Annotated in this window: 29 protein-coding genes and 1 tRNA gene; 17 read left to right on the forward strand and 13 right to left on the reverse strand. The window is 64.1% G+C overall.

The annotated features are described in order from the left end of the window. Nucleotides 1–74: 74 nt before the first annotated feature. Nucleotides 75–752 carry a GcrA family cell cycle regulator gene (locus GRI34_RS01150; protein ID WP_160594365.1) on the reverse strand — a complete coding sequence of 226 codons (678 nt, stop codon included), beginning with the start codon at nucleotides 750–752 and terminating at the stop codon, nucleotides 75–77. Between the two features lie 71 nt (nucleotides 753–823). Here GRI34_RS01150 and GRI34_RS01155 point away from each other — a divergent pair, with 71 nt between their 5' ends. Continuing rightward, nucleotides 824–1,726, forward strand: coding sequence for an ABC transporter permease (locus GRI34_RS01155; protein ID WP_160594366.1), 903 nt, complete (start codon nucleotides 824–826; stop codon nucleotides 1,724–1,726). Between the two features lie 47 nt (nucleotides 1,727–1,773). Continuing rightward, a complete protein-coding gene (locus GRI34_RS01160) occupies nucleotides 1,774–2,871 on the forward strand; it encodes an FAD-dependent oxidoreductase (RefSeq protein ID WP_160594367.1) in 1,098 nt (365 codons plus the stop codon). Here the strand turns inward: GRI34_RS01160 and GRI34_RS01165 are convergent. After that, complete coding sequence (locus GRI34_RS01165) at nucleotides 2,861–3,649, reverse strand: DUF1499 domain-containing protein (RefSeq protein ID WP_160594368.1); 789 nt, start codon at nucleotides 3,647–3,649, stop codon at nucleotides 2,861–2,863. The two genes, GRI34_RS01160 and GRI34_RS01165, sit on opposite strands and share 11 nt — an antisense overlap. Nucleotides 3,650–3,661: 12 nt before the next feature. Beyond that, complete coding sequence (queF, locus tag GRI34_RS01170) at nucleotides 3,662–4,120, reverse strand: preQ(1) synthase (RefSeq protein ID WP_160594369.1); 459 nt, start codon at nucleotides 4,118–4,120, stop codon at nucleotides 3,662–3,664. Nucleotides 4,121–4,223: 103 nt separating this feature from the next. Here queF and GRI34_RS01175 point away from each other — a divergent pair, with 103 nt between their 5' ends. From GRI34_RS01175 to GRI34_RS01215, 9 genes are all read left to right on the forward strand, one after another. After that, entirely contained in the window at nucleotides 4,224–5,357 is a 1,134-nt protein-coding gene (locus GRI34_RS01175) for a hypothetical protein (RefSeq protein ID WP_160594370.1), read from the forward strand. A 37-nt stretch (nucleotides 5,358–5,394) separates the two neighbouring features. Continuing rightward, nucleotides 5,395–6,228 carry a sulfurtransferase gene (locus tag GRI34_RS01180; RefSeq protein WP_160594371.1) on the forward strand — a complete coding sequence of 278 codons (834 nt, stop codon included), beginning with the start codon at nucleotides 5,395–5,397 and terminating at the stop codon, nucleotides 6,226–6,228. Nucleotides 6,229–6,230: 2 nt separating this feature from the next. Then, entirely contained in the window at nucleotides 6,231–7,439 is a 1,209-nt protein-coding gene (gene metC / locus GRI34_RS01185) for a cystathionine beta-lyase (protein ID WP_160594372.1), read from the forward strand. Nucleotides 7,440–7,441: 2 nt separating this feature from the next. Beyond that, entirely contained in the window at nucleotides 7,442–8,509 is a 1,068-nt protein-coding gene (locus GRI34_RS01190; RefSeq protein ID WP_160594373.1) for a mechanosensitive ion channel family protein, read from the forward strand. A 97-nt stretch (nucleotides 8,510–8,606) separates the two neighbouring features. Further along, nucleotides 8,607–9,365: a uroporphyrinogen-III C-methyltransferase gene (cobA, locus tag GRI34_RS01195; protein ID WP_160594374.1), complete on the forward strand. Its 759-nt coding sequence runs from the start codon at nucleotides 8,607–8,609 to the stop codon at nucleotides 9,363–9,365. Next, nucleotides 9,362–9,658, forward strand: a complete 297-nt coding sequence (locus tag GRI34_RS01200; RefSeq protein ID WP_090481934.1) for a DUF2849 domain-containing protein — start codon at nucleotides 9,362–9,364, stop codon at nucleotides 9,656–9,658. The genes cobA and GRI34_RS01200 overlap by 4 nt, the downstream gene beginning before the upstream one ends. Further along, complete coding sequence (locus GRI34_RS01205) at nucleotides 9,658–11,289, forward strand: nitrite/sulfite reductase (protein WP_160594375.1); 1,632 nt, start codon at nucleotides 9,658–9,660, stop codon at nucleotides 11,287–11,289. Before GRI34_RS01200 ends, GRI34_RS01205 begins: the two co-directional genes overlap by 1 nt. Continuing rightward, the gene (locus tag GRI34_RS01210) at nucleotides 11,282–11,728 is read left to right on the forward strand and encodes a DUF934 domain-containing protein (protein ID WP_160594376.1); all 447 of its coding nucleotides are present in this window, start codon (nucleotides 11,282–11,284) and stop codon (nucleotides 11,726–11,728) included. Before GRI34_RS01205 ends, GRI34_RS01210 begins: the two co-directional genes overlap by 8 nt. Next, on the forward strand, nucleotides 11,725–12,480 hold the full coding sequence (locus tag GRI34_RS01215) for a phosphoadenylyl-sulfate reductase (RefSeq protein WP_160594377.1): 756 nt from the start codon (nucleotides 11,725–11,727) through the stop codon (nucleotides 12,478–12,480). The genes GRI34_RS01210 and GRI34_RS01215 overlap by 4 nt, the downstream gene beginning before the upstream one ends. Nucleotides 12,481–12,528: 48 nt before the next feature. On the opposite strand, the gene GRI34_RS01220 is transcribed toward GRI34_RS01215, so the two are convergent. From GRI34_RS01220 to obgE, 4 genes are all read right to left on the reverse strand, one after another. Next, nucleotides 12,529–12,951, reverse strand: a complete 423-nt coding sequence (locus GRI34_RS01220; protein WP_160594378.1) for a hypothetical protein — start codon at nucleotides 12,949–12,951, stop codon at nucleotides 12,529–12,531. Nucleotides 12,952–13,063: 112 nt separating this feature from the next. Next, the gene (locus tag GRI34_RS01225; RefSeq protein WP_160594379.1) at nucleotides 13,064–13,975 is read right to left on the reverse strand and encodes an NAD-dependent epimerase/dehydratase family protein; all 912 of its coding nucleotides are present in this window, start codon (nucleotides 13,973–13,975) and stop codon (nucleotides 13,064–13,066) included. After that, a complete protein-coding gene (proB, locus tag GRI34_RS01230) occupies nucleotides 13,972–15,093 on the reverse strand; it encodes a glutamate 5-kinase (protein ID WP_160594380.1) in 1,122 nt (373 codons plus the stop codon). Before proB ends, GRI34_RS01225 begins: the two co-directional genes overlap by 4 nt. A 7-nt stretch (nucleotides 15,094–15,100) precedes the next feature. Then, entirely contained in the window at nucleotides 15,101–16,162 is a 1,062-nt protein-coding gene (gene obgE / locus GRI34_RS01235) for a GTPase ObgE (RefSeq protein WP_160594381.1), read from the reverse strand. A 112-nt stretch (nucleotides 16,163–16,274) separates the two neighbouring features. Here obgE and GRI34_RS01240 point away from each other — a divergent pair, with 112 nt between their 5' ends. After that, complete coding sequence (locus GRI34_RS01240) at nucleotides 16,275–16,544, forward strand: hypothetical protein (RefSeq protein ID WP_160594382.1); 270 nt, start codon at nucleotides 16,275–16,277, stop codon at nucleotides 16,542–16,544. Nucleotides 16,545–16,554: 10 nt separating this feature from the next. On the opposite strand, the gene GRI34_RS01245 is transcribed toward GRI34_RS01240, so the two are convergent. The 3 genes from GRI34_RS01245 to GRI34_RS01255 form a co-directional block, all read right to left on the reverse strand. Next, nucleotides 16,555–16,630 (reverse strand) — tRNA-Thr (locus tag GRI34_RS01245). 29 nt (nucleotides 16,631–16,659) lie between these two features. Further along, the gene (locus GRI34_RS01250; RefSeq protein WP_160594383.1) at nucleotides 16,660–17,541 is read right to left on the reverse strand and encodes a hypothetical protein; all 882 of its coding nucleotides are present in this window, start codon (nucleotides 17,539–17,541) and stop codon (nucleotides 16,660–16,662) included. Further along, a complete protein-coding gene (locus GRI34_RS01255) occupies nucleotides 17,534–18,850 on the reverse strand; it encodes a replication-associated recombination protein A (protein ID WP_160594384.1) in 1,317 nt (438 codons plus the stop codon). The genes GRI34_RS01250 and GRI34_RS01255 overlap by 8 nt, the downstream gene beginning before the upstream one ends. Nucleotides 18,851–18,951: 101 nt before the next feature. Between GRI34_RS01255 and GRI34_RS01260 the strand changes: the two genes are divergently transcribed. Both GRI34_RS01260 and GRI34_RS01265 read left to right on the forward strand, forming a co-directional pair. Continuing rightward, nucleotides 18,952–19,599, forward strand: a complete 648-nt coding sequence (locus tag GRI34_RS01260; RefSeq protein ID WP_234028116.1) for a PadR family transcriptional regulator — start codon at nucleotides 18,952–18,954, stop codon at nucleotides 19,597–19,599. 74 nt (nucleotides 19,600–19,673) lie between these two features. Beyond that, nucleotides 19,674–20,111 (forward strand): hypothetical protein, encoded by a 438-nt coding sequence (locus GRI34_RS01265; protein WP_157799495.1) that lies wholly within the window; start codon nucleotides 19,674–19,676, stop codon nucleotides 20,109–20,111. Nucleotides 20,112–20,123: 12 nt separating this feature from the next. Here the strand turns inward: GRI34_RS01265 and GRI34_RS01270 are convergent, their stop codons facing one another. Then, nucleotides 20,124–21,293, reverse strand: a complete 1,170-nt coding sequence (locus GRI34_RS01270) for a glycosyltransferase family 4 protein (RefSeq protein ID WP_160594385.1) — start codon at nucleotides 21,291–21,293, stop codon at nucleotides 20,124–20,126. 174 nt (nucleotides 21,294–21,467) lie between these two features. Here GRI34_RS01270 and GRI34_RS01275 point away from each other — a divergent pair, with 174 nt between their 5' ends. The 3 genes from GRI34_RS01275 to GRI34_RS01285 all read left to right on the forward strand — a co-directional run bounded on the left by GRI34_RS01275 (nucleotide 21,468) and on the right by GRI34_RS01285 (nucleotide 25,441). After that, nucleotides 21,468–22,625 carry a phosphoserine transaminase gene (locus GRI34_RS01275; protein WP_160594386.1) on the forward strand — a complete coding sequence of 386 codons (1,158 nt, stop codon included), beginning with the start codon at nucleotides 21,468–21,470 and terminating at the stop codon, nucleotides 22,623–22,625. A gap of 91 nt (nucleotides 22,626–22,716) precedes the next feature. Further along, on the forward strand, nucleotides 22,717–24,300 hold the full coding sequence (gene serA / locus GRI34_RS01280) for a phosphoglycerate dehydrogenase (RefSeq protein ID WP_160594387.1): 1,584 nt from the start codon (nucleotides 22,717–22,719) through the stop codon (nucleotides 24,298–24,300). 28 nt (nucleotides 24,301–24,328) lie between these two features. Further along, complete coding sequence (locus GRI34_RS01285) at nucleotides 24,329–25,441, forward strand: ATP phosphoribosyltransferase regulatory subunit (RefSeq protein ID WP_160594388.1); 1,113 nt, start codon at nucleotides 24,329–24,331, stop codon at nucleotides 25,439–25,441. Here the strand turns inward: GRI34_RS01285 and GRI34_RS01290 are convergent. Both GRI34_RS01290 and trhO read right to left on the reverse strand, forming a co-directional pair. After that, the gene (locus GRI34_RS01290) at nucleotides 25,438–26,049 is read right to left on the reverse strand and encodes a glutathione S-transferase (protein ID WP_160594389.1); all 612 of its coding nucleotides are present in this window, start codon (nucleotides 26,047–26,049) and stop codon (nucleotides 25,438–25,440) included. The two genes, GRI34_RS01285 and GRI34_RS01290, sit on opposite strands and share 4 nt — an antisense overlap. Next, nucleotides 26,042–26,995 (reverse strand): oxygen-dependent tRNA uridine(34) hydroxylase TrhO, encoded by a 954-nt coding sequence (trhO, locus tag GRI34_RS01295; protein WP_160594390.1) that lies wholly within the window; start codon nucleotides 26,993–26,995, stop codon nucleotides 26,042–26,044. The genes GRI34_RS01290 and trhO overlap by 8 nt, the downstream gene beginning before the upstream one ends. Nucleotides 26,996–26,997 lie beyond the last annotated feature (2 nt).

Consider the following 26,997-nt stretch of genomic DNA (forward strand, 5'->3'; position numbering starts at 1 on the left):
AAATGGCGGTTTTCTACCATTTTTCGCGGAAATCAGCTCTTTAGACTTTGGCGCGGCGTCCTGTGCCGGTCCGCTTAGCGGACGCGCGGGCCGCCAAAGGGAAGGGGCGGAGGGGGACGGCGTGCACCGCGTGGCAACTGCGCCTGATAGGCCCGTCCGCAATGCTCGACGCAATAGGGGAAGCCCGGGTTCACGGCTTCACCGCAGAAGTGGAAATCGGGTTCGCCCGGGTGGCCCATGGGCCAGCGGCAGACCTTGTCGGACAAATCCAGCAGGCTGGTCTTGTCGGCGATCGAGGGATCGGGCTTTGCCGGAACCAGTCGGCGCGGCGGCGCGGGGGGGATCGGCGGCTGCTGGTCACCGGGGCCCTGGCGCAGGAAGCCGCCAGGACCGACCGAAACGATCTTGGGCAGGTCAGGCGTCTTATTGGGCAGCGGCTGCGAGGGCGTTGCGTCCGAACGCGCGGCAGTTGCAGCGGGCTTGGGCGCCGGTGCGGGGGTTGCAGGCTTGGCTGGTTTTGCAGCTGCGCGCGGTGCCGCTTTCTTCGGCGCAGGCTTGGGAGCCGGCTTGGCAGCCTTCTTCTTCTCGCCGCTCTTGACGGGCGAGGGCCGGGATTTGAGGCCGAGGCGGTGCGCCTTGCCGATTACCGCGTTGCGACTGACGCCGCCGAGTTCCTCGGCGATCTGGCTGGCGGTGGAGCCGCCTTCCCACATTTTCTTTAGCGTCGCGATCCGTTCGTCGGTCCAGCTCATACCTATTCCGTATTCCTTACATGGCCCGACGTAGCTTGCCAGCCGGGATGCTTGGCCCTAGGCGCACGCCCATGGCCGATCAAGTCCAACCCGCCACTCCCGCCGTGCCGCAAGGCGATGCTTCGTTCACCGAGAATAATGCCGGGAGGAAGGGTCGTTTTCCCGCTCGCGGAGAACCGGTGATTACCGGGATCAACCGCATCGGGTTATGGAGTCTCTATATTAAGGAGGTTCGGCGTTTTCTCAAGGTCCAGACGCAGACGATCTGGGCTCCGGGCGTATCTACCTTCCTCTTTCTGGTGATATTCACCGTCGCGATGGGCCGCGAGGGGCGCGAAGTGCTGGGCGTGAACTTCGCCACCTTCGTTGCGCCGGGCCTCATCGTCATGGGCATGATGCAGAATGCATTCGCCAATTCGAGCTTCTCGCTCCTGTCCGGCAAGATCCAGGGCACGATCATCGACCTCCTCATGCCGCCCCTGTCGGAAGGCGAACTGATGGGCGGCATCGTCGCTGCAGCGGTCACCCGAGCGATCTTCGTCGGCGGTGCGGTGGCGCTGGCCATGGCCTTCTATCCCGGTGTCGATTTGTCGCTGGCACATCCCTGGGCGGTGGTCTGGTTCGGCCTCATGGGCGCCGTCATGCTGTCGCTGCTCGGTCTGCTCGCATCGATCTGGGCGGAAAAGTTCGACCACAATGCGGCCGTCAGCAATTTCGTGATCGCCCCGCTCAGCCTGCTGTCGGGCACATTCTACCTGATCGACAACCTTGCGCCCGTGTTTCAGACCATCAGCCGCCTCAACCCGTTCTTCTACGTGATCAGCGGCTTCCGCTTCGGCTTCCTCGGCAAGAGCGACATCGGCGATACCAACGAAGCAGTGGTGAATGGCGCGATCGGCCTTGGCATATTCAACCTGCTGCTCGCCTTCGCGGTCTATCGGGTGCTCAAGTCGGGCTGGAAAATCCGCAACTGAGCGATGCCGCAGTTCCGCTGGCGGGCGATTGGCGGTAGACCGCCGGAATGAGCGGCAAAACCCTTTTGCTGATTGGCGCCGGACATGCGCACCTCGGCGTCATCGACGATATCCGGAAGAACGGGCTGCCGTGCGAAAGGGTGGTCATCGTCGAGCCGCGCAGGGCGATGCACTATTCCGGCATGATCCCCGGTTGGCTGGCGGCGGAATACCGCGCGAGCGAGGCGATGATCCCTCTGCAACCGCTGGTCGAAGAGGCCGGAATCGAATGGATTCAAGCCTCGGCTATCGGGATCGACGCTTCAGGAAACACCGTCCGCCTGGACACTGGCGATGATGTTGCTTTCGACATCTGTTCAATCGCTGTGGGTGGGGCTGGCCGTGCGAGGCGCGTCCTTGGCGATGACCCCCGCCTCTTCGATATTCGTCCCATCGATCGGTTCGTCGACCGCTGGCGCGATCTGCGCGATGGCGCTGCAACGCCGCGCCGTATCGCTGTCGTGGGCGGCGGGGCAGGCGGGCTGGAGCTTGCTTTCGGCTTCGCCAATGCGCCCATGCCGAAGAAGACGCGTGTTACCCTGATTGCCGGAGAGGGCGGGCTCTTGCCCGATCACGCGGCATCCGTGCAGCGCAAGGCGCGGGCGGAGCTGGCCGCACAGGACATCAGGCTGATCGAGGCCGATGCCTCCTTCGAGGACGAAGGCCTGTGTGTTGCCGGGCATGAGTTGAAACCGCCGGAGCTGGTCGTCGCCGCGATCGGCAGCGGAGCGCCGGACTGGCCGCGAGAAAGCGGGCTGGCTGTCGACAAGGACGGCTTCATCGAAGTCGACCGTTACCAGCGCTCCTGCAGTCACCCTTGCATCTTCGCGGCCGGTGACGTCGCCCGCCGCACCGACCGGCAACTGCCGCATTCGGGCGTGCATGCAGTCTACGCTGGACCGGTGCTTGCGGCCAATCTGCGCCGCGCCGCGAACGGGCAGGCACCGACGAACACCTATCGCGGCAGGGGAATGGATTTCTACCTGTTTAATACGGGTCGCGGCGAGGCCATCCTAAGCTACGGACGAATTGCGCTGAAAGCCCGCTGGCTGCGCAAGCTCAAGGATTGGCTGGACCGGCGCTGGATCGACCGGTTCACTCGCTGAGGCGGTTCTCGATCGCTTCCGACAATTCGCGCAACCGTGCTGCGTTGTAGCCAAGGTCCGACAGGCCGACACGGCTGACCGAGCGCAGGTCGATCTCGCCATCGCGCACGCGGGCGACCACATCGTCCTTGAAACCGAACAGGAAGGTTTCCGCCACGCCTTCGACCCGTCCGCCGTCGACATCGCTGGTCACATCGGAAAGCCCGATATCTTCCATGGCGAGCGCGACCGCGACCATCGCGTCGCTGGCATCGCCCGAGTAAGTGATCGTGGCGAGGTCGGGATAGCTTTCGGCTATGATCTGTGCGTGCGATTGGGAGGCAAGCGGGCTGTCCATATCACTCCAGGCGTCCAATTCGCCGAGCGGTGTGGCATAATCGTTGAGCGGATTGGCCGAGACCTGGGCCCGTTTTTCGCGGGTCCATTCGGTGAACTGCGGCGGATCGGTGACGTCGGTGGCGACGTCGTGGATCGGCGGAACGCTTTCGGCAGTGGATGCGACCGAAGCGAGGCCCCCCATCAAGGCGGCGGGAATGGCGAGCGCGAGGGCGGCCTTCCACCACTGGCCGCGCGGGCCTTTCCAGAGAATCGCGACAAGTGCGATGACGGCCACTAGCGCCGTGATGCCGATCAGGATCGGTCCCCACTCCCGCACCATCGTGCCCAATGCAAAGCGCCAGTCGATCAGCCCGAACTTCGGTCCGAAGACGGCAGCGGCAAACCACAGGACCAGCCCGACGGCCAGCCACAGGGCGATCTTCGGCAGCTTCGCAATCATCGCATTTTCTCCCTATCCGCGCCCACGATAGGACGAGACGCCCTGATCGGGAAGCCAAAGCTCTGCCGGCGGGGCGCCGCTCTGCCAGAAGACGTCGATCGGAATGCCGCCGCGCGGATACCAGTATCCGCCGATACGCAGCCAGCGCGGCTTCATTTCATCGAACAGGCGCTGGCCGATGCCGACCGTCACGTCCTCGTGGAAGCCATTGTGATTGCGGAAGGAACCGAGGAAAAGCTTCAGGCTCTTCGATTCCACGATCGTTTCGCCCGGCGCATAGTCGATCACGAGATGCGCGAAATCGGGCTGGCCGGTTACCGGGCACAGCGAGGTGAATTCCGGCGCGGCGAACCGGACCAGGTAAAGCTGGCCCGCACGCGGGTTGGGCACGTAGTCGAGTTCTGCCTCTTCGGGAGAAGTGGGCAGGGGGCTGTTCTCGCCAAGGAACTTGGGTGTCGGTGTGTCGCTCATGCCGCGCATCTGCCGCGAATGTCGTCCCGGCGCAAGGAGGGGCTTGGATGCGCATCCTTCACCGCCTATTCAGCGCGCCTCCCCGACCAGACCGGCCGTTACCATGAATATGCGTACTACCCCTCTTCTTGCTGCCCTCCTGCTTGCCCTGCCTGCTTCTGCAGCGGCGCAGCGCGTACAGGATTTCCAGCTCCCGCCGTCGAACCCGACCCCGACGCCCACGCCGCAGGTGCAGGGCCCGGTGGATGACGAAGCGCCTGTCACGACCCGTCCGCGGGTGATCGAAACCGCACGGCCCACGCCCGCGCCGGCCCAGCAACCAGTCCCGGCGCCTCAGGGCGCGCCGACGCCTGCTCCAACGATTGCTTCGGAGCCCGTCCTAGAAACCGCGCCGCGCCGCGTTCCCGACCAGACCCCAGCCATTGGATCCGCGCGCCCGGCAGGCGACACTCTGCAGAATGGCGACACTCTGCAGAATGTTGCCCCGCAACCAGGGCCGGCTGCAACGGACACCGCGATTGATCCTCCCGGCTCGATAACCCCGCCAATCATCGAGCCCATTGCGCCAGACGAACCGGTCGAGGATGCGGAAACAGAGGAGGCGGAAGGATTTCCCTGGCCGATTATCCTGGCAGCGCTTGCGGGACTGATAGCCATGGGCCTCGCGTTCTTCGCTTGGCAGCGCAAGCGCGCGAGCGCGCCGCCGCCCACGATCGAGCGTCCCGTCGTGGCGCCGAAAAAGGCGGCCGCTGCTGCACCGGTAGCCAAGCCCGTGCAGCTCAAGGTGGAAGCGATCAAGCTGACCCGCTCCTTCGCAAATGCGACGCTCGATTACCGGGTGAGCGTACTGAACCGTGCGACCTCGGCCATGTCCGGCGTATCGGTTTCGGGTGACCTCGTCTCTGCACATGGAAATTTGCCGGTGGAACAGCAGGTTGCATCGCCCGGGCAGGACCTGCCCGAGCAACACGTGTTCGAACGGATCGCGTCCGGCCAAAGCGTGCGTTTCGATGGGAAAATCCAGCTTCCGCTCGCCAATGTCCATGCCGTACGTCAGGGGCAGATGGCGTTGCTTGTCCCGCTCCTGCGGCTGAAAGTAAGCGACGCGAAGAGCGAACCTACAGTCCAGACTTTCGTCATCGGGCAAGGCGAGGCGAATGCCGGGCGTGTCGCACCTTTCCGGCTCGACGAAGGGCCGCGCAGCTGGAGCCCGATTGCGGCCCGCGCGCTTGACTGACATCGACAGCCTTGCGCCCCCGCGCTAGCACGGGGTGATGTACAAGCTTGTTTCGACAGAATGGCTCGCAGCGCGGATCGGTGCCGATGACGTAATCATTCTCGATGCGACCATGCACCTGCCCGATAGCGGCCGGGACGCACAGGCGGAGTTCGGGCAAAGGCATATACCGGGCGCGCGGTTTCTGGACCTTGCTACTCTGACCGATCCCGATTCCAGCGTTCCCAAGGCCATGCCGACGGCGGAGCAATTTGCCGACCGGATGCGCGAACTTGGCGTCGCGCGCGGCGCCCGCATCGTCCTTTATGACGACAGCGATATCCGCAGCGCGGCCAGGGCGTGGTTCCTGTTTGATCATGCGGGTGAGCCGAAGGTGGCCGTGCTCGACGGCGGACTTGCCAAGTGGATCGCCGAGGGGCGGCAGGTAGATGAAGGCAATCCGGCCCATGCGCCGCGCGACTATCCGGAGCCGCACATGCGCCGCGACGTGCGCGGCAAGCAGGACATTATCGACGCCATCGAAAAGGGCGATGCCCAGCTTGTCGATGCCCGCGACGCGGCGCGCTTTGCGGGCGAAGAGGGCAGCGGGTCCGAAGGCCATATTCCGGGTGCAGTCAATGTCCCTTTTGCGCGGCTGCTGAACGAGGACGGCACCTATCGCAGTTCCGATGAAATTCGCGATATCTTCGAAAGCGCAGGCGTCGACCTCGACAAGCCGGTCGTCACCAGCTGCAATAGCGGAATGACGGCCTGCGTTCTCCTCTTCGCGCTGGAATTGGCGGGCAAGGACAATGTCGCGCTGTACGATGGCAGCTGGATGGAGTGGGGCGCCGATCCCGATACGCCCAAGGCCAGGGGCTCGGCTGGCTGACCATGGCGGGCTCCAAGGGAAAGCAGGGCAAGGGCACGCGCCTGGTGACGACGGGGCGGACGGGCGATTTCGCCGAACACGTGGTCAATCCGCCGGTTTGGCGGGCCAGCACGCATCTCTACCCCGATTGCGCGGCGCTGCGCGAAGGGCCCAAGGCGAATGAGGACGGGCGCTTCTTTTACGGCAGGCGCGGCGCGCCGACGCAATGGGCACTGTCGGACGCGCTGACCGAGCTTGAGCCTGGCGCACATGGCACGGTCCTCTACCCCAGCGGCGTTGCGGCCATCGTCGGGGCGCTCATGGCGGTGCTGAAGGCAGGCGACGTCCTGCTCGTTACCGACAACGCCTATGACCCGACCCGAAATACGGCGATGGGCCTGCTCAAGCGCTTCGGTGTCGAGAACCGATTTTTCGACCCTCTCGACCTCGATGGATTTGCGGAAAAGTTCTGCGACCGGACCAAGGCGGTCATGCTGGAAAACCCCGGTAGCCTGACGATGGAATTGTGCGATATTCCTGCGCTCGCCGCGATTGCGAGGGATCAGGGTGCGGTCACCCTGATGGACAACACCTGGGCGACCTCGCTCGGCTTCCCGGCGCTGGAGCGCGGCTGCGACATTGCAATCATGGCGCTAACCAAGCATGTCGGCGGCCATTCAGACCTGATGATGGGTTCCGCCAGCGCGGGCGAGCGCTGGTATCGCCGCCTGCGCATGACAGCGCAGCAGCTTGGCCACGTCGTTTCGCCCGACGATGCGGCACTTGCACTCAGGGGGCTGAGGACGATGGGTGTGCGGCTGCAACGCGAAACAGCCAGCGCCCTCAAGATTGCACAGTGGCTGGAGGCGCGCGGCGATGTGGCGCAGGTGCTGTGCCCGGTCCTGCCCGGATCGTCGGGATACGAGCTTTATGAGCGCGACTTTACCGGCGGCTGCGGCCTGTTCAGCTTCGTTCTCAAGGACGGCGACGATGCGGCACGAGTGCGCCTGATCGATGCGTTGCAGCTGTTCGGCATCGGCTACAGCTGGGGCGGCTTCGAAAGCCTTGCCCTGCCGTTCGACGTGCCGAGCGTGCGCAGCGTGATGGATTGGCCCAAAGAAAATTGGGGGATTGGCGATAGCTGCGGAATTCGCCTATCGATCGGTCTCGAAGATGCAGACGACCTGATCGCCGATCTCGATCAGGCCTTCGTGGCAATGGATAAAGGATAGTCGTGCAGGGCGATACACCACCCGCAAGCAGTGAAACCCCGCAAGCCGATACGGTAGAGCAGGCTTGGTCCCTGGCCGAACCCGCGCCGGAAGAGACCGCCGTCGCGGCATCGGAAGGCATCAGGGAAGCGGTCAGCGAGAAGAGCGCCACGGTCGGGTCGATCGTCGACACGCTCGATTCCCTGGCGCTGAGCTTCGGCGACATGCGCATTTCGCTGTTCGACGTGCTGATCGTCGCCACAATCCTCGTCGGGGTGATCGCCTTTGCGTGGTTCATCAGTAAATTGTCGCGGCGGCTTGTGCGTCGCATCACAAGGCTGGACGATACGCAGCAATTGCTGGTCGAGAAGATTATCACCATCGCCATCTGGGCGGCGGCATTCTTCCTCGGCATCGACCTGCTGGGCATCGACCTCACCGCGCTGGCGGTTTTCTCCGGTGCCTTCGGCCTCGCCATCGGTTTCGGTCTCCAGAAGACCTTCGGTAATTTGATCGCGGGGATCATCCTGTTGATGGACAAGTCGATCAAGCCGGGAGACGTCATTGCAGTGACCGATGCCGCCGGCAACGAAAGCTTCGGCCAGATCCGCAAGATCGGCGTGCGCGCGGTTTCGGTGACGACCCGCGACCAGCGCGAATACCTCATCCCGAACGAAAACCTAATGATCAACCAGGTGGAAAACTGGTCCTATTCGTCGAAGAACGTGCGGATGCAGGTGCCGGTGGGCGTCAGCTACGAAGCCGATATGAAACTGGCAGAAGAGCTCATGCTCGAAGCGGCCAAGTCGTGCGACCGCGTGCTGAAAGCGCCGCCTCCCACCGTCTGGATGGCCGAATACGGCGATAACTCGGTCAATTTCATGATCCACTGCTGGATCAAGGATCCCGAAGACGGTGTCGGCAATGTGCGCAGTGCTGTGCTCAAGAAGCTGTGGTGGTTGTTCAAGGAGAACGGCATCGAAATCCCGTTCCCGCAGCGCGACCTGCATATCCGCTCGAGCGACCAGCTCGACCGCTGGTTCGAGATGATGATGGCCCGCAGCGGCGGCGACCAGGTTACAAAAGAATAGTTTTGCGCGCGCACAGCGCTGATTTCAAAATCTGCGCTACCTGCCCACGCACTCATTCTGATTGGCGCGCAAAAGCCATGCAGCGCATCTATGCGTCATGGCAAATACCGGAACCATCTATCTCGTCGGCGCGGGGCCGGGCGATCCCGACCTCCTGACGCTGAGGGCTGCACGCCTGCTCGATCGCGCGCGGATCATCGTCCATGACGGTCTCGTCGATCCTGCAATTCTTGCGCTCGCCCATCCCGAGGCCGAGCTGATCTCGGTCGCGAAACAGCGTTCGAAGCACACCATGGCGCAGGAAGACATCTGCGACCTGCTGGTGCGCATTGCCCGCTCCGGCGAAGATGTCGTGCGCCTGAAGGGCGGCGATCCCTTCATTTTCGGGCGTGGTGGCGAAGAAGCGGAAGCGGCTCGCGCGGCGAATGTGCCGGTCGAAGTTGTCCCGGGCATCAGTGCCGCCAACGGCGCGGCGGCGGCAGCGCAGATTGCGCTCACCCATCGCGATGCATCCTCGATCGTCAGCTTCGTCGCTGGGCAGTGCAAGGGGCTGAAGGACCAGGACTGGGCCGGACTTGCCGGCAAGGGCCGCACTCTCGTCATCTACATGGGTGTGAAAACCGCGCCGCAGATTGCGGAAAAGCTAATGGAAGACGGGCTCGCGCCCGACATGCCGGTGGCCGTGATCGAGAACGGTGCGCGCCCCGAAATGCGCGTGCTGCGCGCTCCGCTGGCTGCTCTTCCGGACCTCGTCGAAGCAGAACAGGTGGTCAGCCCCGCGCTGATCGTCATCGGCGAGGTGACGGCGCGCGATAACCTCTCGCTCGCGGCTCTTGCACAGGAGGCTGCGCGATGAGGATCTTGACCGGCAACGACCTCAAGACGGGTGCAGTCACCTGGTGGACCGGCAGCGACTGGTCCCTCCATGTCGAAGACGCCGTCGACGTGACCGGCAGCGAGGATGAAATCGCTCGCCGCGAAGAATCCGCCCGCCGCGTCAACGCGCCCTATGCGATCGACGCCACCATGGACGAAGGCAGCCCTCGTCCTTCGCACATCAAGGATCGCGTTCGCGCGATCGGCCCGACGGTGCGTCCCGATCTCACTCTCAAACCCGCCGATCCCGACATCGGCAACTGGGTGATCTGATGTATAAGTACGATTCATACGACCAGCAGATGGTCGATGCCCGGGTCGAGGAATTCCGCGACCAGGCACGCCGCCGTCTGGAAGGAAAATTGACCGAAGACCAGTTCAAGCCGCTGCGGCTGATGAACGGGCTCTATCTCCAGCTGCACGCCTATATGCTGCGCGTCGCCATTCCCTATGGCACGCTCGACAGCCGACAGATGCACGCGCTGGCCGATATCGCGGACAAGTACGACCGCGGATACGGGCACTTCACCACGCGCCAGAACATCCAGTACAACTGGATCAAGCTGGAAGATGCTGCCGACATCCTGGCCGATCTGGCCAAGGTGGAAATGCACGCTATCCAGACCAGCGGGAACTGCATCCGCAATATCTCGTCGGATCACTTCGCTGGCGCAGCCGCCGATGAGGTCGTCGATCCAAGGCCTTATGCCGAATTACTGAGGCAATGGTCGAGCTTCCATCCCGAGTTCAGCTACCTGCCGCGCAAGTTCAAGATCGCCGTGATCGCCAGCGATACCGATCGTGCAGCCATGCGGTTGCATGACATCGGCATCCAGATCGTGGAGCAGGACGGCGAACTCGGCGCCGCCTTCTATGTCGGCGGAGGCATGGGCCGCACGCCGATGATCGCGCCCTGCATAAACCCCTTCGTCCCGCTCGACCAATTGGTCACTTATGCCGAGGCGTGTCTGCGGGTCTACAACCGCCACGGACGGCGAGACAACAAGTACAAGGCGCGGATCAAGATCCTCGTCCACGAAATGGGCGCGGAAGAATACACCCGCCAGGTCGAGGCTGAATTTGCACATCTGCTGGAGCAGGGCGTCGAACCGCCGTTCGCCGAACTTGAGCGCATCCGCACCTTCTTCGAGGACCCGCTTTTCGAAGCGGACCTGACCGATGATATCGACCGCTCCGATCCCGATTTCGCCCTCTGGGTCGACCGCAATACGGTTGCACACAAGGCGGATGGATACGTGTCCGCCGTCATCAGCCTGAAGCCGGTGGGCGGAATTCCCGGCGACGCGACGACCGAACAGATGCACCTCATGGCCGACCTCGCACGGGATTACAGCTTCGACGAGCTGCGCGTGATGCACACGCAGAACATCGTCCTGCCGCACGTCCGCAAGGCCGACCTCCATGCGCTGTGGACCGCTCTGGAAGCAGCAGGGCTGGGCAGCCCGAACCTCGACACGGTCGAGGACATCATCGCCTGCCCCGGCCTCGATTACTGCAGTCTCGCCAATGCGCGCTCGATCCCCGTCGCGCAGCAGATTTCCGAGCGCTTCGCCGCCAATGGCAAGACCGAGGCGCTCGGCCAGCTCAAGCTGAAGATTTCCGGATGCATCAATGCCTGCGGCCACCATCACGCAGGCCACATCGGCATTCTGGGCGTCGATAAGAAGGGCGTCGAAAACTACCAGCTCCTGCTCGGCGGGAGCGAGGCGGAGGATGTCAGTCTCGCCAAGATCACCGGCCCCGGCTTCGACGAAGCAGGCATCGTCGATGCGGTCGAAACCGCCGCCGACGTCTACCTGCGCGAACGCCAGGACGGCGAGCGCTTCCTCGACACTTACCGCCGTATCGGCATGACCCCCTTCAAGGAGGCCCTCTATGGCTGACTTCGTTTCCGACACCGACACGCTCATCCGCTATCGCGAAGACGAGCCCGTCGATCACGCGGCGGTGACGGTCGATTCCTTCCTCGACCAGTCGAACGCCAGCGCCGTGCGCGTGGAACCGGGCGACGATGCGCGCGAACTGATCCCGCATCTGGAACGTCTCGCGCTGGTGGAAGTGAACTTCCCCGCTTTCGGTGACGGGCGCGGATATTCCTCCGCTCGCCTGCTGCGCGAGGCCGGATACGAGGGCGAACTGCGCGCCGTGGGCGATGTGCTGGTCGATCAGGTCGCCTATATGCGCCGCTGCGGCTTCGATGCGTTCGAACCCGACGCGGCCTTGAACGAGGACGACCTCGAAACCGCTCTCTCGCGCTGGCCGGAAGTCTACCAGCCCGCCGCCGACAGTCGCACGCCGATCTGGGCCAAGCGGCACGCATGAACGAAACGCACGCCATCGACCGGCTCGACACGGGGCCACGCTTCGCGGATCAGGACGCCATCCGCCTGAACCGAATGTTTCGCGGCACCGAAACGGAAGACTGGCTGCGCGCTGTGGTCGACGGCAATTTGGTGGGCGACATCGCTCTGGTTTCCAGCTTCGGAGCGGAAAGTGCGGCACTGCTGCATCTTGTCTCGCGGATCGACGACAGCATTCCGATCCTGTTCCTCGACACGGGCAAGCATTTTCCCGAAACGCTCGCCTATCGCGACGAATTGACGGATTTACTCGGCCTCAATCGGGTCGATCTCTATCCCGAGCTTTCCGATCTCGAAAAGCGCGACGAAACGGGTCTTCGCTGGTCATACGACCCGGACGGATGCTGCGAATTGCGCAAGGTGCGTCCGCTGGAAAAGGCGCTGGCGCGTTACGATGCCAGCCTCACGGGCCGCAAGGCGTTCCAGTCCACCACCCGCGCCAATCTGCCGCGTTTCGAAGTGGATACCTCGGATGCGCAGGGGCGGATGAAGATCAACCCGCTGATCGACTGGGATGCGGACCGCATCGCTGCCTATTTCGAAGAGCACAAGCTACCGCGCCATCCGCTGGTGGAACGCGGTTTCCCCTCGATCGGCTGCTCGCCCTGTACCCGCGAGGTAAAGCCCGGCGAAGATCCGCGCGCCGGTCGGTGGAGCGGTTGGGACAAGGTGGAATGCGGCATCCACAAGCCGGGCGAGGAACCGTTCCTTTAAGAACAAAGGGCGCGAGGGACAGATCCCCCGCGCCCCGATTGGTTGAACTCAGCTTTCTACGCGTTCGACGACCGCGGTTTCGCCGGCGGCATTGGTCGACGTCCAGACGCCGTCTTCGCCGATCTGCTCGGTGTTGCACTGCTGCTCTGCCGGCGTGTCATCGTCCACATAGGCTTCATCGGCAGTGTAGCAGTACTGGCTCGGCGACTTCTGCTCCCACCTTCCGGTCTCAACCACTTCGCCATTGAGCGACTGCGTGTAGGTTCCGTCGGTGCGAAGATCCTCGTCGTATACGTTACCGTCCGAAGAGGTGACACGGTACATGCCCGGGGTCGGCTGGCCGTCAGCAGCAATGCCGGACTCGTCCATCATCGCGGTTTCTTCTGCCGGTTCGTCTACGACTTCCTCTTCGGCAGCCTGCGAACAGCCTGCCAGAATCGCCGCGCTTGCGACGAGTATCAGTTTTCTCATGAAGACCTCCACAGCGACCCGTGAATGAAGGCGGATATTTCCGCTCACGACTCGCAACCCTGACGCGAGACTAGGGGTGGAGAGCGGTAAGGGCAATTGCGCCCTTGCGAGATCAGAGCCAGCCTTCCTCGCGATACCATTGCGCGGTCAGCTTAAGGCCTTCGCGGCTTTCGACATGCGGCTCCCACACGGCGGCGGGCACTTTCCTGGCGGAACGGGAAACCCAGTTCGGATGGGTCATGTAGCCGACCCGGTCAGCAGTCAGGCGGGCCTTGTCGCCGCGCAGAAGCTTGTCGGCCCTTGCACCCAGTTCCAGCACATTCTTGGGGAGGTGGGGGGCGAACACCCTGCGGCCCACGGCCTGCCCGATGGCTTTAGCCAGTTCGTCATGGCCCCAACCGCCCTCGCGCCCGTCGTCTGGTTCGAAGGTCTTGCGCCGCACAAGGGCGGGTGAGGCATCGACGAGGTCGAGCAGGAGGCGCGCAAGGTCGTTGACGTGGATGAGCGAGCTGGCGCCGCGCGGGGGCAGGGGGAGGAAGCCGAATTTCGCGCTGCGGAACATCTCGAAATAATCGACATCGCGCGGGCCATATACGCCGGGCGGTCGCACGGTCGTCCAGTCGAGGCCGCTCGCCTCGACCAGCTTTTCCGCTTCCGCCTTTGATGCGCCATAGGCCGACAGACCCGGCTCGCGCGCGGCGAGGGAGGAGACGAAGACGAAGCGCTTCACCTTCTTGGCCTTGGCGGCCTCGATCAGGCGGACGGTTCCTTCGACATTTGCCTCGCGGAAAGCAGCGGGGTCGGGGGTGTTGGTGAGACCTGCCACATGGATGACGGCGTCGGAGCCTTCGCAAAGTGTTTCCAGTGACACGGTGTCGGACAAGCTGCCGTCGATCCACTCCACCCCCACCATTTCGTCCTGCGCGCGGCGAGTCAGCGCCCGAATTGTGATTTCCCGATCGCCAGCGATGTCGAGCACTGCCCGGCCGACGAAGCCGGTGGCCCCTGTCAGCGCGACGATCATGCCCGTACCATGTGGTCGCGGTGGACGACGGCGGCGCGGGGCGCATAGCCGAGCTTGTCGGCCTGCTCCTCTTCGCGCAGGCCCACGATCTGGCGGCATTCGGCGGCGCTGTATTCGACCAGGCCCTGACCCAGCCGCTCGCCCTTCGCACCGTGGATTGCGACAAGGTCGCCGCGCTGGAAATCGCCCTCGACCGCCGTGAGGCCTGCCGCGAGCAGGCTGGCGCCGTTGGCGAGCGCGGCGGTGCAGCCGGGGTCGACGGTCAGCACGCCTGCCGGGGCAAGCCTGCCCGACAACCACGCCTTGCGTGCGCTCTCCTCGCCCTGTGCGGTGAAGAGCGTGCCGGTCCCGCTGTCCAGCGCCCTGCCTATAGGCGCGTCATGCGTGCCGTTGATGATCGCGAGGCAGATACCGGCGCGCTCGGCAATCCGCGCAGCCTGCAGCTTTGCCACCATGCCGCCAGAGCCCATGCCCGAACCCGATTCCGTGCTCGCCATGGCGATGACCTCGGGTGAAACGCCCTCGACCTTTTCGATCAGCTGCGCGCCATCTTCGCTCGGGAGGCGATCGTAGAGCCCGTCGACGTCGGAGAGCAGCAGGACCGCATCCCCGCCCGCAGCCTGCGCCACGCGGGCGGCCAGCCGGTCGTTGTCGCCGAAACGGATTTCTTCGGTCGCCACGCTGTCGTTCTCGTTGACCACCGGGACCGCGCCGGTTTCGACGAGCCGCTGCAGCGTTGCCGAGGCGTTGAGATAGCGCCTGCGATCCTCGAGGTCGCCCAGTGTCACCAGCATCTGCGCGGCGAGCATTCCACGTTCCGCCAGCGCCTCTCCCCAGACCCGCGCCAGTTCGACCTGCCCGACCGATGCCGCCGCCTGCGCGTCGGCAAGGCTTGCGCGGCCACCCTTCGGCAGGCCCAAGCGTGCGGCACCCAGCGCAATTGCGCCGGAGGACACGACGATGATCTCGGTGCCCGCTTCCCTCAGTTCAGCCAGTTCACCCGCCAGCGTCGCCAGCCAGTCGCGCCGCGCTTCGCCGTTTTCGATCAGCAGGGCCGAGCCGACCTTGACGATCAGCCGCCTGGCGGAACGGATATCGGCGAGGGAGGCTATGGCCATCGCGCGGTCAGAGAGGCGACCAGTCGGATGCTTCGTCGGCATCTGTATCGTCGACGGGGGCGGCCTTGGTTTCGGTCGACGTGCGATCGGGCAAATAGCTCAGGACCGCGTCCATCAATTCGTCGATCCCTTCGCCGGTCGCGCCGGAGATAGAGAAGACCTTTTCCGCCCCTGCAGCCAGCAATTCATCGGCAAAGGCCGCGCCCAGTTCCTTGTCGGCAAGGTCGAGCTTGTTCAGCACGACCAGCTGCGGCTTGTCGAGCAGGCCGGCGCCATAGGCCTCCAGCTCCGCATTGACGGTCTGGTAGGCGTCCGCCGGGTCCTCGCCAGCAATGTCGATCAGGTGGATCAGCACGCGGCAGCGCTCGATATGGCCGAGGAAACGGTCGCCGATGCCTGCGCCGTCGGCAGCACCCTCGATCAGGCCGGGAATGTCGGCAACGACGAATTCGCGGCCCTTGTGCCGCACGACGCCCAGCTTGGGCACCAGCGTGGTGAAGGCATATGCCCCGACCTTCGCGTTGGTATTCGTGACCTGGTTGATGAAGGTCGACTTGCCAGCGTTCGGCAGGCCCAGCAGGCCCACGTCCGCAAGCAGTTTGAGCCGCAGCCAGACCCACATTTCCTCGCCCGGTTCCCCCGGCTGGTGCTGGCGCGGCGCGCGGTTGGTCGAGCTCTTGTAGCTCGCATTGCCGCGGCCGCCGATGCCGCCTTCGAGGAAGACGACCTGCTGGCCGACCTCGGTGAAATCGGCGAGCACCTCTTCCTTGTCCTCGGACAGGACCTGCGTGCCGACGGGGACCTGGATCACCAGGTCGGGCGCGCCGGCGCCAGTGCGATCGCGGCCCATGCCGTGGCCGCCGCGCTTCGCCTTGAAATGCTGCGAGTAACGGAAGTCGATGAGCGTGTTCAGGCCTTCGACCGCTTCGAAAACGATGTCGCCGCCCTTGCCGCCATTGCCACCGTCGGGGCCGCCATACTGGATGTATTTCTCGCGCCGAAAGCTGACGGCACCGGGGCCTCCGGAACCGCTTTTCAGGTAGATCTTGGCTTGGTCGAGAAAGTGCATTGCGCGCCTCTAATCGTTTTTCCCGCCGATGGCGAGTATTGGTGGCCCCTAGGCTGGGCGCCGTGCCGAATTGTCTTTGCGCCGCGCCGCTTTCGCACCTACTCGGGCGCTCATGCAGTTCGACGATCTCATGCGCCGCTATTTCGCCACCCCGGATCTGACCGAAGTAACTCCGGCAGGTTTGGAGGCGGGCATAGAACGCTGCCGCGTGGACCTCGGCCTCGAAACAGACCCAGGCAAGCGCTTTGCCCTCTGGTCGCTGCTCTTCATGCTCGGCGCGGCGCCCGATCTCGACGTGGCATTCGAAAACGATGACGAGCGCGAAGCCGCCCGCAACTTCATGGACCTGATGGCCGCAAGCGAGGCTGGAGGCGAGGGCTAAAGGGGGCGGGTGGTGCCGGCTGCAGGAGTCGAACCCGCGACCTGATGATTACAAATCAACTGCTCTACCAACTGAGCTAAGCCGGCCTGTTCACCCAACGACGCGCGCCTTTGGGCTAAAATGCGCCGAAGGTCCAGCCCTCTGTGCGTGCAATTTCATCGGTAAGCCCTGGCGGCGCCCAGCGTTCCCGTTCGCCGGCCACTTTGCGCAGCCATGCGGCCGTTAGCAGCGCGTCGGAAGCGTGGTCGTCGATTGCTCCGCTGCCGGATACCGCAGGCGACTCGAGGACGGTGAGCGCAGCATTTAGGTCCTCGATCGTGCGCATCTTTGCGCGCCCTGCGCTGCGGCCTGCCTCCAGCGCGGCCAGGCTGGTATAGATCTCGACCAGAGCCGAACCGGAAGGGGGCAGCGGGTCGACCGGCCATACGGGCAGGCGACCGCGCAGCTGGTGCAGCATCCGCATGCCGGTGAGGCTGGACTTGCCGACCTGCGCCGCGCCGACGAGGTTGAAGTTGGAATAGGGTTTGCAGCCCATGCTGGCCTGCACCTGCTCGGTCACGCGAAACCGCCCGCGCCGGTGGTCGGCATTGTCGCAGAAGAAGTGTGCGCCGGTATCGGTGCCATCGCGGAAATAGGGACGGTAGGACGGGTGATCGACAAAGGCCTGTGCGCCGAGGTTTGCTTCATGCGAGCAGATGTCGTCGATCAGCGCCCACAGGGAAGGCGCGTGCGGCAGGAGCACGTCGTTCGCAGGAAAAAACGCGCCGCAATCTGCATGGGGGAGGGAGATGCCCAGATCGACCCCGACCAGGGTATCGTCCGGCAGATCGTCGCGCAGAATGGCGAGCACGTCTTCGCGGCCCCAGCCTTTTCCGCGTTCGACGAGGACGGGCGGGCCGCCTCCGACATCGGCGATCGCGACGGCAATGCCTTTCTGCTTCGCCCCTTTCGCCCCCGACCAGTCGATCGCCACGAAATGGCCGAAGCGGTCAGTCACGTTCGCGCCTTAGCTTGTCCCAATAGTCCAGACGCTTCTTCACCTCGCGCTCAAACCCGCGCTCTACTGGCTGGTAATAGCTCTGCGGCTCCATTTCGTCGGGCCAGTAATTGTCGCCCGAGAAGCCGTCTTCGGCGTCGTGGTCATAGCTGTAGCCCGAACCATAGCCGATATCCTTCATCAGCTTGGTGGGCGCGTTGAGGATGTTCTGCGGCGGCATGAGGCTGCCGGTTTCCTTCGCGCTCTTGAACGAGGATTTCTGCGCCTTGTAGACCGCATTCGATTTGGGCGCGGTGGCGAGATAGGTGCACGCCTGGACGAAGGCCAGTTCGCCCTCCGGACTGCCGAGGAATTCGTAGGCGTCCTTCGCCGCCATGCACTGCACCAGCGCCTGCGGGTCGGCCATGCCGATGTCTTCCACGGCCATTCGTACCAGCCTGCGGGCAAGGAAACGCGGTTCTTCACCGGCAGTGAGCATGCGCGCAAGGTAATAGAGGCTCGCCTGCACGTCGCTGCCGCGCACGGCCTTGTGAAGCGCGGAAATGAGATTGTAATGGCCTTCGCGGTCCTTGTCGTAGACCGCGACGCGCCGCTGGAGGAACTTACCGAGCGCCGCGGGATCGAGAGGATCCTCGATCTTCGCATTGTAGAGCGTTTCCGCCTGGTTGAGCAGGAAGCGTCCGTCGCCATCGGCGCTCGCCACCAGTGCATCGCGCGCTTCGGCCGTGAGGGGCAGGGGGCCTTCCAGTTCCTCCGCCCGGTCGAGCAATTGGCCGAGCGCCTCGCGGTCGAGGCGCTGGAGGATCAATACCTGCGCGCGGCTCAGCAGTGCGGCGTTGAGCGCGAAGCTGGGGTTTTCCGTCGTGGCGCCCACCAGCGTCACCGTGCCGCGTTCGACGAAGGGGAGGAAGCCGTCCTGCTGGGCGCGGTTGAAGCGGTGGATCTCGTCCACGAACAGCAGCGTGCGCTGGCCTGCCTGCGCAGCCTTGTCTGCGGCGGCGAAGGCTTTCTTGAGGTCGGCCACGCCAGAAAACACTGCACTGACGCTTTCGAAGCGCATGCCCACGCTGTCGGCCAGCAAGCGCGCGATGGTCGTCTTGCCAGTGCCTGGCGGCCCCCACAGGATCATGCTGGAAAGGCGCCCTGCGGCCACCATGCGGCCGATCGCGCCTTCGGGCCCGGTCAGGTGATCCTGCCCGATAACCTCTGCAAGCGAATTGGGACGCAGCCGGTCGGCGAGCGGCGCATCTTCGCGCACGCTCTCGGTCGCGGGCCTCTGGGGGAGATCTTCGGGAAACAGGTCGGCCATTGATCGGATCACATAGTGCATTCGCCGACAAATTGCAGGGGGCGCTTGCGCTCGCGCATTTAAGATATATCTTAGAAATATCGAAGATATAGGACTAAGCGATGCACAAGGCTCATAAATGGCGCAAGATGCGCAAGCTCGGAAAAATGCCCTACGCGGCGATGATGGCCGGTGGCTGGGACGATGCCTTCGGGCGTGACGGTCCCTTTGGACCCGGAGGACCGTTCGGCCCGGGCGGTCCGTTCGGCCCCGGCGGACCCTTCGGAAAGGGCGGTGGCGGTCGCCGTCGTCGCCGGATGTTCGGCTCGGGTGAACTACGCCTCGTCCTGCTCAAGCTGCTCGCCGATGAAGCGCGCCATGGGTACGAACTGATCAAGGCGGTCGAGGACCTGACCGGCGGCAGCTATGCGCCCAGCCCGGGTACGGTCTACCCCACTCTTTCGCTGCTCGAGGACGAGGGCGCGATCGTGCCTGCCAAGGGCGACGAGACCCGCAAGGCTTTCGAGGCTAGCGACGCCGGACGTGAAGAGCTGGAAGAGCGCGCCGAAGAGGTCGAAGCGCTGTTCGACCGGCTTGCCGGGCATGGCGAACGCCGCCGTGCCTATGCGACGCCGGAGATGTTCCGTGCGGTCGGCAACCTTGCCACCGTGCTCAAGAACCGCGCTCGCTCGGGCAAGCTCGATGACGACACGATCCGCGAAATCGTCGACCTGGTGGACGAATTGGCGAAGAAGATCGAACGGCTCTGATCTGCCTCAATCTTGCGTCTTGCGGCCCCGACGCTAGTCTGGTGGCCGAGGGACGCGAGAGGGAGAATTATTAGATGGATAGTGCGACAAAGGCACCCTGGCACCTATGGGTGGTCGGGATCGTGACGCTGTTGTGGAACGGCTTCGGCGCGAACGATTACACGCAGACGCAGCTGCGCAACATGGATTACCTCAATTCCATGGGGTACCCGCAGGCGGGCATCGATTATCTCGACCAGTTTCCTGCCTGGGCGGAAGCCGGTTGGGCACTGGGCGTATGGGGCGCCGTGATGGGATCGGTCCTGCTCCTGCTGCGCAGCCGCTTCGCCGTTTGGTCCTTCGTTATCTCGCTCATCGGGATTGCGCTGACGACGGTCTATGAAGCGGGGGCGGACATGCCTGCCGAACTGGCTGAAATGCAGCCCGGCTGGTTCCCGATCCTGTTGTGGGGCCTTGCCATCTTCCAGCTCTGGTATGCCTGGTCGATGAAGAAGAAGGGTGTCCTTCGCTGAGGCGAAACCCGTTCAGGCGGCTGTGCGGGAGGCGTGCAGCCGCAGATAGGTATCCACCACCGCCTGGTTGATCGCGTCCCATGAATAGGCGCGCGCGGCTTTCTCGCCGTTCGCGCCGTGGGCAAGCCGCAGGGCATCGTCGGTGCAATAGGGCGCCAGTGCTTCGGCGCAGCCTTTCGAGAAGGCATCGTCCTTGCTCGGCGGGACCAGCTGGCCGGTTTCGCCCGGCGTGACGAGGCTGGCGGCCCCGGTCGCCCCGGCGGCGACCACTGGCAGTCCGCAGGCCATCGCTTCCAGCGTCACGTTGCCGAAAGTCTCGGTGATGGAGGGATTGAAGAAGATGTCCCCGCTCGCCAGCGCGCGACCAAGGTCCTTGCCCGTCTGGAAGCCCACGAAGGTGCCGCCGGGCAGGGCCTTCTCGAACCAGCCGCGTGCCGGACCGTCACCGATGACCAGCACCTTGTGCGGCACCTGCATCCGCCGCAATTCGACGATGGTGTCGGCAAAGACGTCGAGACCCTTTTCCATGACCAGCCGGCCCAGGAAGACGATAGCCACATCGTCGTCCGCAAGGCCGTTGGCGCGGCGCCATTCCATGTCGCGGCTGGAGGGATCAAAAATCTCGCGGTCGACCCCGCGCGACCAGATGGAGATGTCCTCGTGCATCTCCTGCGCTTTCAGTTCGGCTATCTGGCTTTCCGACGGCGCGACCAGCGCGTCGCAGCGATTATAGAACCGCCGCAGGCCCGCCTCGACGACAGGTTCGAGGAAACCGAGGCCGTAATAGCGCGGATAGGTTTCGAACCGCGTGTGCACGCTGGCGAGCACCGGGATGTCCTGCGCCCGGGCCCATTTGAGCGCCTTGTGCGCCGACGGATCTGGTGAGGAAAGGTGCATGACATTGGGCGCGAAGCGTTCAAGATCGGCCTCGACCTTGCTGCCGAGCCGCAAGGGCAGGCGATATTCGCCGCGGCCCTTCACCGGCATGCGCACGTTGGGCACGTTCACGAGATCGCCCGTCGCTTCGAAATCAGGATTGTCGACCACGGGCGAATAGACACGCAGCTTTGCGCCCTGCCTGAGCAGGTAGTCGGCCAGCCGGTTGAGCGCCTGGTTCGCCCCGTCGCGGGTGTAGTTGTAGTTCCCGCTGAACAGCGCGATGCGTAGATCCGTAACGTCCATCAAGGCGGGCTTTAGGCAAGTGGAACGATTTTGGCGAGAGGGCGCTTCATTCAACACAGCCGCCCTTTCCCGACGCATACCTATTTCGCATTGACTCGCCGCACCGCAACATTATTGCCGCCGATGGGCCACGCGGTCCCAACGCCGCGCGAGCTCTCTGCAAGGAGAGAATACATGACTGCCGAACCGACGCTCAAACCCGAGCGCCCTTTCTTTTCGTCCGGACCGACTGCCAAGCACAAAGGCTGGTCCGCTTCCAACCTCAAAACCGAATCGCTCGGACGCTCGCATCGCAGCGCCCTTGGCAAGTCGCGGCTGAAATATGCCATCGACCTGTCGAAGGAGATGCTCGGCGTGCCAGAGGATTACCTCGTCGGCATCATGCCGGCATCGGACACCGGCGCGCTGGAATGCGCGATGTGGACGATGCTGCGCCCCGATCGCCCGGCCACGGTCGCGGCGTGGGAAAGTTTCGGCAACGTCTGGATCCAGGACGCGGTCAAGCAATTGAAGCTGCCCAAGCTGACCACGCTCGACGCCGATTACGGTGAAATCCCCGATCTCGCCTCGATCCCGCAGGAAAACGACGTCGTCTTTACCTGGAACGGCACGACTTCAGGCGCGAAGATCCCGAATACCGACTGGCTGGCCGAGGGCCGCGAAGGCGTGACCATCAACGATGCCACCAGCGCCGTTTTCGCGATGGAGATGGACTGGGCCAAGCTCGATGCCACGACCTATAGCTGGCAGAAGGTGATGGGCAGCGAAGCCCAGCACGGCATGCTGATCCTCAGCCCCAAGGCGGTAAACCGGATCGAGGAATACGATCCCCAATGGCCGCTGCCCAAGCTCTTCCGCCTCAAGAAGGGCGACAAGATCAATCGCGGCATTTTCGAAGGCGCGACGATCAACACGCCGTCCATGCTGGCCACCGAAGATTACATCGACGCGCTCGAATGGGCGCAGGCGATGGGCGGCCGCAAGGCGATGTTCGAACGCGCCGATGCCAATGCCAAGATCGTGCTCGACTGGATCGAATCGACCCCGTGGCTGCGCAACATGGTCTCCGACCCTGCCAAGCGTACCAACACCGGCGTGTGCTTCGTCTTCCAGGGCGATTGGTACGACAGCCTGTCCGACGAGGATAAGGCCGGCGTTCCCAAGAAGATCGTGAAGCTCCTTGAAGACCGCGACGTCGGTTACGACTTCAACGGTTATCGCGATGCCCCGCCGTCCCTGCGCATCTGGTGCGGCGGCACGGTAGAGCAGGAAGACCTGAAGCGTCTCCTGCCGTGGATCGAGTGGGCCTACGAGCAGGTCAAGAACGGCTGATCCGGCTGGCGGCCCCACGAGAACGGGCCGCCGCCTTCCCCCCTAATTACTGCCCCGTGCAAAGCCGGGAAAACGACAGGAATATTCCGTCATGAGCAAACCTAAAGTCCTCATCAGCGACAAGATGGACCCGAACGCCGCGCGCATTTTCGAAGAGCGCGGCTGCGACGTCGACGTCATCACCGGTGAAACGCCCGAAGAACTGAAAGCCCGAATCGGCGAATACGATGGCCTCGCCATCCGGTCTTCGACCAAGGTGACCAAGGAAATCCTCGACGCGGCGACCAATCTCAAGGTCATCGGCCGCGCCGGTATCGGCGTCGACAATGTCGATATCCCCTATGCCAGCGGCAAGGGCGTGGTCGTGATGAACACCCCGTTCGGCAACTCGATCACCACCGCCGAACACGCCATCGCGATGATCATGGCGCTTGCCCGCCAGATCCCGGCCGCCGATCGCCGCACGCAGGCGGGCGAATGGCCGAAGAACGATTTCATGGGCGTCGAAGTGACCGGCAAGACGCTGGGCCTCATCGGCGCAGGCAACATCGGCTCGATCGTGGCCAGCCGCGCACAGGGTCTCAAGATGAAGGTCATCGCCTTCGACCCCTTCCTGACGGAAGACCGCGCAGTCGAGATCGGGGTCGAGAAGGTCGATCTCGACACGCTGCTCGCCCGTGCAGATTTCATCACGCTGCACACGCCGCTGACCGATGAAACCCGCAATATCCTCAGCCGGGAAAACCTCGCCAAGACCAAGAAGGGCGTGCGTATCGTCAATTGTGCGCGTGGCGGCCTTATCGACGAGGCGGCGCTGGCCGATGCGCTCGACAGCGGACAGGTCGCAGGCGCGGCGCTGGACGTATTCCAGACCGAACCGGCCAAGGACAGCCCGCTGTTCGGCAAGCCCAATTTCATCTGCACGCCGCACCTTGGTGCCAGCACCAATGAAGCGCAGGTCAATGTCGCTTTGCAGGTGGCAGAGCAGCTCGCCGATTACCTTGTGAACGGCGGCGTCACCAACGCGCTCAACATGCCTTCGCTCAGCGCGGAAGAAGCGCCGAAGCTGCGCCCCTACATGGGCCTTGCCGAAAACCTCGGCAGCCTCGTGGGCCAGCTTGCCCACGGCAATCTCACCAAGATCAGCATCGAGCGCGAAGGCGCAGCAGCCCAGCTTTCGGGCAAGCCGATCGAAGGTGCGGTGCTGGCCGGCCTGATGCGCCAGTATTCGGACACGGTGAATATGGTCAACGCGCCCTTCCTCGCGAAGGAGCGTGGCCTCGATATCCGTTCGATCCGCCACGAAAAGGAAGGCGCCTATAACACGCTGCTGCGCGTGACCGTGGGCACCGATAGCGGCGACCGTTCGGTTGCCGGTACGCTGTTCGGCGCCGATGCGCCGCGCCTTACCGAAATTTTCGGCGTGCGTATCGAAGCGGAGCTCGACGGGCACATGCTCTACATCGTCAACGAAGACGCACCGGGCTTCATCGGCCGTATCGGTTCGCTGCTCGGCGAAAACGGCATCAACATCGGCACCTTCAACCTCGGCCGCCGCGAAGCGGGCGGGGAAGCGGTGCTGCTCTTGAGCGTCGACCAGCCGATCCCGCAGGACGTCGTCGACAAGGCCTGCGCGCTGGAAGGCGTGAAGACCGTAATGCCACTGGCATTCTGATGCGCGATGGGGCAGGGGCGCTGGCCGTATGACACAGCCTGACGATCTCCTGCCCATCGGGCTCGAAGACGCGCTGCCTGCGCGTGCCGCCGCCATCACCAGCGCCATGCGCCAGGTGCTGCAATCGATGGACGCGCATGGTTACGACCGCGTGCGCCCGCCGCTGGTTGAATTCGAACAATCGCTTGCCGGACGCATGGAAGGCGTGGCGACGCGCCGCATGATCCGCTTTACCGATCCGGAAAGCTTGCGCACGCTTGCCCTGCGCAGCGACATGACCGTGCAGGTCGGGCGGATTGCCGCGACCTCGTTGCGCGATGCGCCGCGCCCGCTGCGCCTTTGCTATGCGGGCGAGGTCGCCACGATCAAGGCGGACCAGCTCGATCCGGCTCGCCAGCGCTTGCAGTTGGGTGCCGAACTGGTCGGCAGCGACAGCGTGGCCGCGGCTGCAGAAGCCGTGTCGGTTGCGCTCGATGCGCTGGAGGCTGCCGGTGTCGATGGCCTGTCGGTCGATTTCACCATGCCCGACCTTGTCGATACGCTGGCCGAAGAAGCGCTACCGCTCGACGTGGAACAGCGCGAGGCGGTGCGCCGCGAACTCGACATGAAAGATGCAGGCGGCCTCAAGGCTGTCGGCGGTGCTGCTTATCTTCCGCTGCTCTACGCGGCGGGTCCGATGGAACAGGCCCTGGAAAAGCTGTCGGCACTCGATGTCGGCGGCGTGCTGGCCAGCCGGACTGCGGCGCTGCGCGAAGTGGCCGCAATCCTTGGCGACCGCGTCCGCCTCACGCTCGACCCTTCCGAACGCCACGGTTTCGGATACCAGAGCTGGTTCGGCTTCACCCTCCACAGCGACAAGGCGCGCGGCGCGCTGGGCCGCGGCGGCACCTATTCAATCAAGGGCAGCGACGAGGCGGCGACCGGCTTCTCCCTCTACATGGAGCCGATCCTCGAAGCTTTGGGCAAGGGAGAAGCGGAGAAGCGCGACACGGTGTTCCTGCCGCTCGGCCACGACCGCTCCGCAGCGGCAGCCCTTCGCGCCGATGGCTGGCGCACTCGCGCGGCCGTCAATGCAGAAGACGATGCCGCAACGCTCGGCTGCACGCACCGCCTCGAAAACGGCGAACCGAAACCGCTTTAGGCTGCTTCCGGCTCCCACTTCGGATATTTGGTCATGATGGCCGCGAAGAGGTCGGACGTCACATGGCGTTCGAGCCATGCGGCCACGTTGGCAATCCCTGCACTGCCGAACCAGTCGCGATCGTGGTTGGCGCATTGTCGCACGAACGGGAAGATCGCGATATCGGCGAAACCGCGCTGCTCGCCGCACAGGTTGGGCTGGCCTACCAGCCGATCATTCAGGCGCTTCAGGTGATCGAGGCACTGCGCGCGGTGTTCCAGCGGGTCGGCATCTTCATAACGCGTGTAGTATTTGTAGCGGTCGAGGTGGTGCTTGAACGGCCCGTCGGTCGCTTGCAGCAGCTCTGCGTCCTGCCGATCCAGCCAGCCTTCGGGATCGTTTTTGCCAAGCGCCCAGCGCATGATGTCGAGGCTTTCCTCAAGTACAGCGCCGTCATCGGTGACGAGAACGGGAACGGTCCCCTTGGGCGAGACTTCCAGCATCGCTGCAGGCTTGTCGCGCAGCACGACCTCGCGGTGTTCCTTCTCCACCCCGCTGATGTGCAGCGCCATGCGCGCCCGCATCGCATAGGGACAGCGGCAGAAGCTGTAGAGGATCGGCTCAGCCATTGTCGCCGTCGCGGTCCAGCACTTTGCCGACATGGGCTTCACCCCTCTCGCGGGCGAGTTTCGACTGGCGCTGGCGTTCGGCATAGCGGGCGCGCTGTTCGTCGGTGCGCTCCGCATGGCAGTGGCGGCAGGCGACGCCTTCCTCGTAGGTCTCGTGCGCAAGGTCCGCAGGCGACAGCGGCATGCGGCAGGCGCGGCACAGCGTGTGTTCGCCGATTTCGAGGCCGTGCTTCACGCTCACCCGCTCGTCGAAGACGAAGCATTCGCCTTTCCAGAGGCTTTCTTCCTCGGGCACTTCCTCGAGGTATTTGAGGATCCCGCCCTTGAGGTGGTAGACCTCGTCCAGCCCTTCGGATTTTACGAAAGCGGTCGATTTCTCGCAGCGGATGCCGCCGGTGCAGAACATGGCGATCTTTGGCGTCTTGCCCTCGGCCTCGAATTCGGCGCGGCGGGCGCGGAACCACTCGGGAAATTCGCGGAAGCTCTTCGTTTCCGGGTCGATGGCGCCCTCGAAAGAGCCGATCTGCACCTCGTAATCGTTGCGGGTGTCGATCACGATGGTGTCGGGATCGGAAATCAGCGCGTTCCAGTCCTCCGGCGCGACATATGTGCCCACGCCCTCCATCGGGTCCAGATCGGGCTGGCCCATGGTGACGATCTCCGCCTTCACCCGCACCTTGCTGCGATAGAAGGGTATGGTGTCCGCGCGCGATTCCTTCACTTCCAGATCCCCGCAGCCCGGCAGCGCGCGGATATGGTCGAGCACCGCCTGGATGCCCGCATCGCTTCCGGCGATCGTGCCGTTGATGCCTTCATGCGCCAGCAGCAGCGTACCCTTCACGCCGTGCTCTTCGCACAGCGCGGCAAGGGCAGGGCGCAGGGCCGACGGATCGTCGAACCGCGTGAAGTGATAGAGCGCGGCAATACGGATGGGGTGCTCGGTCATGA

The sequence above is a fragment of the Qipengyuania aquimaris genome (genome assembly GCF_009827445.1).
GTDB classification, from domain to species: domain Bacteria; phylum Pseudomonadota; class Alphaproteobacteria; order Sphingomonadales; family Sphingomonadaceae; genus Qipengyuania; species Qipengyuania aquimaris.

Coding starts and splice junctions, on each gene's coding strand:
- GRI34_RS01150 (WP_160594365.1), bottom strand. CDS start 752: ATGAGCTGGACCGACGAACGGATCGCGACGCTAAAGAAAATGTGGGAA.
- GRI34_RS01155 (WP_160594366.1), top strand. CDS start 824: ATGGCCGATCAAGTCCAACCCGCCACTCCCGCCGTGCCGCAAGGCGAT.
- GRI34_RS01160 (WP_160594367.1), top strand. CDS start 1,774: ATGAGCGGCAAAACCCTTTTGCTGATTGGCGCCGGACATGCGCACCTC.
- GRI34_RS01165 (WP_160594368.1), bottom strand. CDS start 3,649: ATGATTGCGAAGCTGCCGAAGATCGCCCTGTGGCTGGCCGTCGGGCTG.
- queF (WP_160594369.1), bottom strand. CDS start 4,120: ATGAGCGACACACCGACACCCAAGTTCCTTGGCGAGAACAGCCCCCTG.
- GRI34_RS01175 (WP_160594370.1), top strand. CDS start 4,224: ATGAATATGCGTACTACCCCTCTTCTTGCTGCCCTCCTGCTTGCCCTG.
- GRI34_RS01180 (WP_160594371.1), top strand. CDS start 5,395: ATGTACAAGCTTGTTTCGACAGAATGGCTCGCAGCGCGGATCGGTGCC.
- metC (WP_160594372.1), top strand. CDS start 6,231: ATGGCGGGCTCCAAGGGAAAGCAGGGCAAGGGCACGCGCCTGGTGACG.
- cobA (WP_160594374.1), top strand. CDS start 8,607: ATGGCAAATACCGGAACCATCTATCTCGTCGGCGCGGGGCCGGGCGAT.
- GRI34_RS01200 (WP_090481934.1), top strand. CDS start 9,362: ATGAGGATCTTGACCGGCAACGACCTCAAGACGGGTGCAGTCACCTGG.
- GRI34_RS01205 (WP_160594375.1), top strand. CDS start 9,658: ATGTATAAGTACGATTCATACGACCAGCAGATGGTCGATGCCCGGGTC.
- GRI34_RS01210 (WP_160594376.1), top strand. CDS start 11,282: ATGGCTGACTTCGTTTCCGACACCGACACGCTCATCCGCTATCGCGAA.
- GRI34_RS01215 (WP_160594377.1), top strand. CDS start 11,725: ATGAACGAAACGCACGCCATCGACCGGCTCGACACGGGGCCACGCTTC.
- GRI34_RS01220 (WP_160594378.1), bottom strand. CDS start 12,951: ATGAGAAAACTGATACTCGTCGCAAGCGCGGCGATTCTGGCAGGCTGT.
- GRI34_RS01225 (WP_160594379.1), bottom strand. CDS start 13,975: ATGATCGTCGCGCTGACAGGGGCCACCGGCTTCGTCGGCCGGGCAGTG.
- proB (WP_160594380.1), bottom strand. CDS start 15,093: ATGGCCATAGCCTCCCTCGCCGATATCCGTTCCGCCAGGCGGCTGATC.
- obgE (WP_160594381.1), bottom strand. CDS start 16,162: ATGCACTTTCTCGACCAAGCCAAGATCTACCTGAAAAGCGGTTCCGGA.
- GRI34_RS01240 (WP_160594382.1), top strand. CDS start 16,275: ATGCAGTTCGACGATCTCATGCGCCGCTATTTCGCCACCCCGGATCTG.
- GRI34_RS01255 (WP_160594384.1), bottom strand. CDS start 18,850: ATGGCCGACCTGTTTCCCGAAGATCTCCCCCAGAGGCCCGCGACCGAG.
- GRI34_RS01260 (WP_234028116.1), top strand. CDS start 18,952: ATGCACAAGGCTCATAAATGGCGCAAGATGCGCAAGCTCGGAAAAATG.
- GRI34_RS01265 (WP_157799495.1), top strand. CDS start 19,674: ATGGATAGTGCGACAAAGGCACCCTGGCACCTATGGGTGGTCGGGATC.
- GRI34_RS01270 (WP_160594385.1), bottom strand. CDS start 21,293: ATGGACGTTACGGATCTACGCATCGCGCTGTTCAGCGGGAACTACAAC.
- GRI34_RS01275 (WP_160594386.1), top strand. CDS start 21,468: ATGACTGCCGAACCGACGCTCAAACCCGAGCGCCCTTTCTTTTCGTCC.
- serA (WP_160594387.1), top strand. CDS start 22,717: ATGAGCAAACCTAAAGTCCTCATCAGCGACAAGATGGACCCGAACGCC.
- GRI34_RS01285 (WP_160594388.1), top strand. CDS start 24,329: ATGACACAGCCTGACGATCTCCTGCCCATCGGGCTCGAAGACGCGCTG.
- GRI34_RS01290 (WP_160594389.1), bottom strand. CDS start 26,049: ATGGCTGAGCCGATCCTCTACAGCTTCTGCCGCTGTCCCTATGCGATG.
- trhO (WP_160594390.1), bottom strand. CDS start 26,995: ATGACCGAGCACCCCATCCGTATTGCCGCGCTCTATCACTTCACGCGG.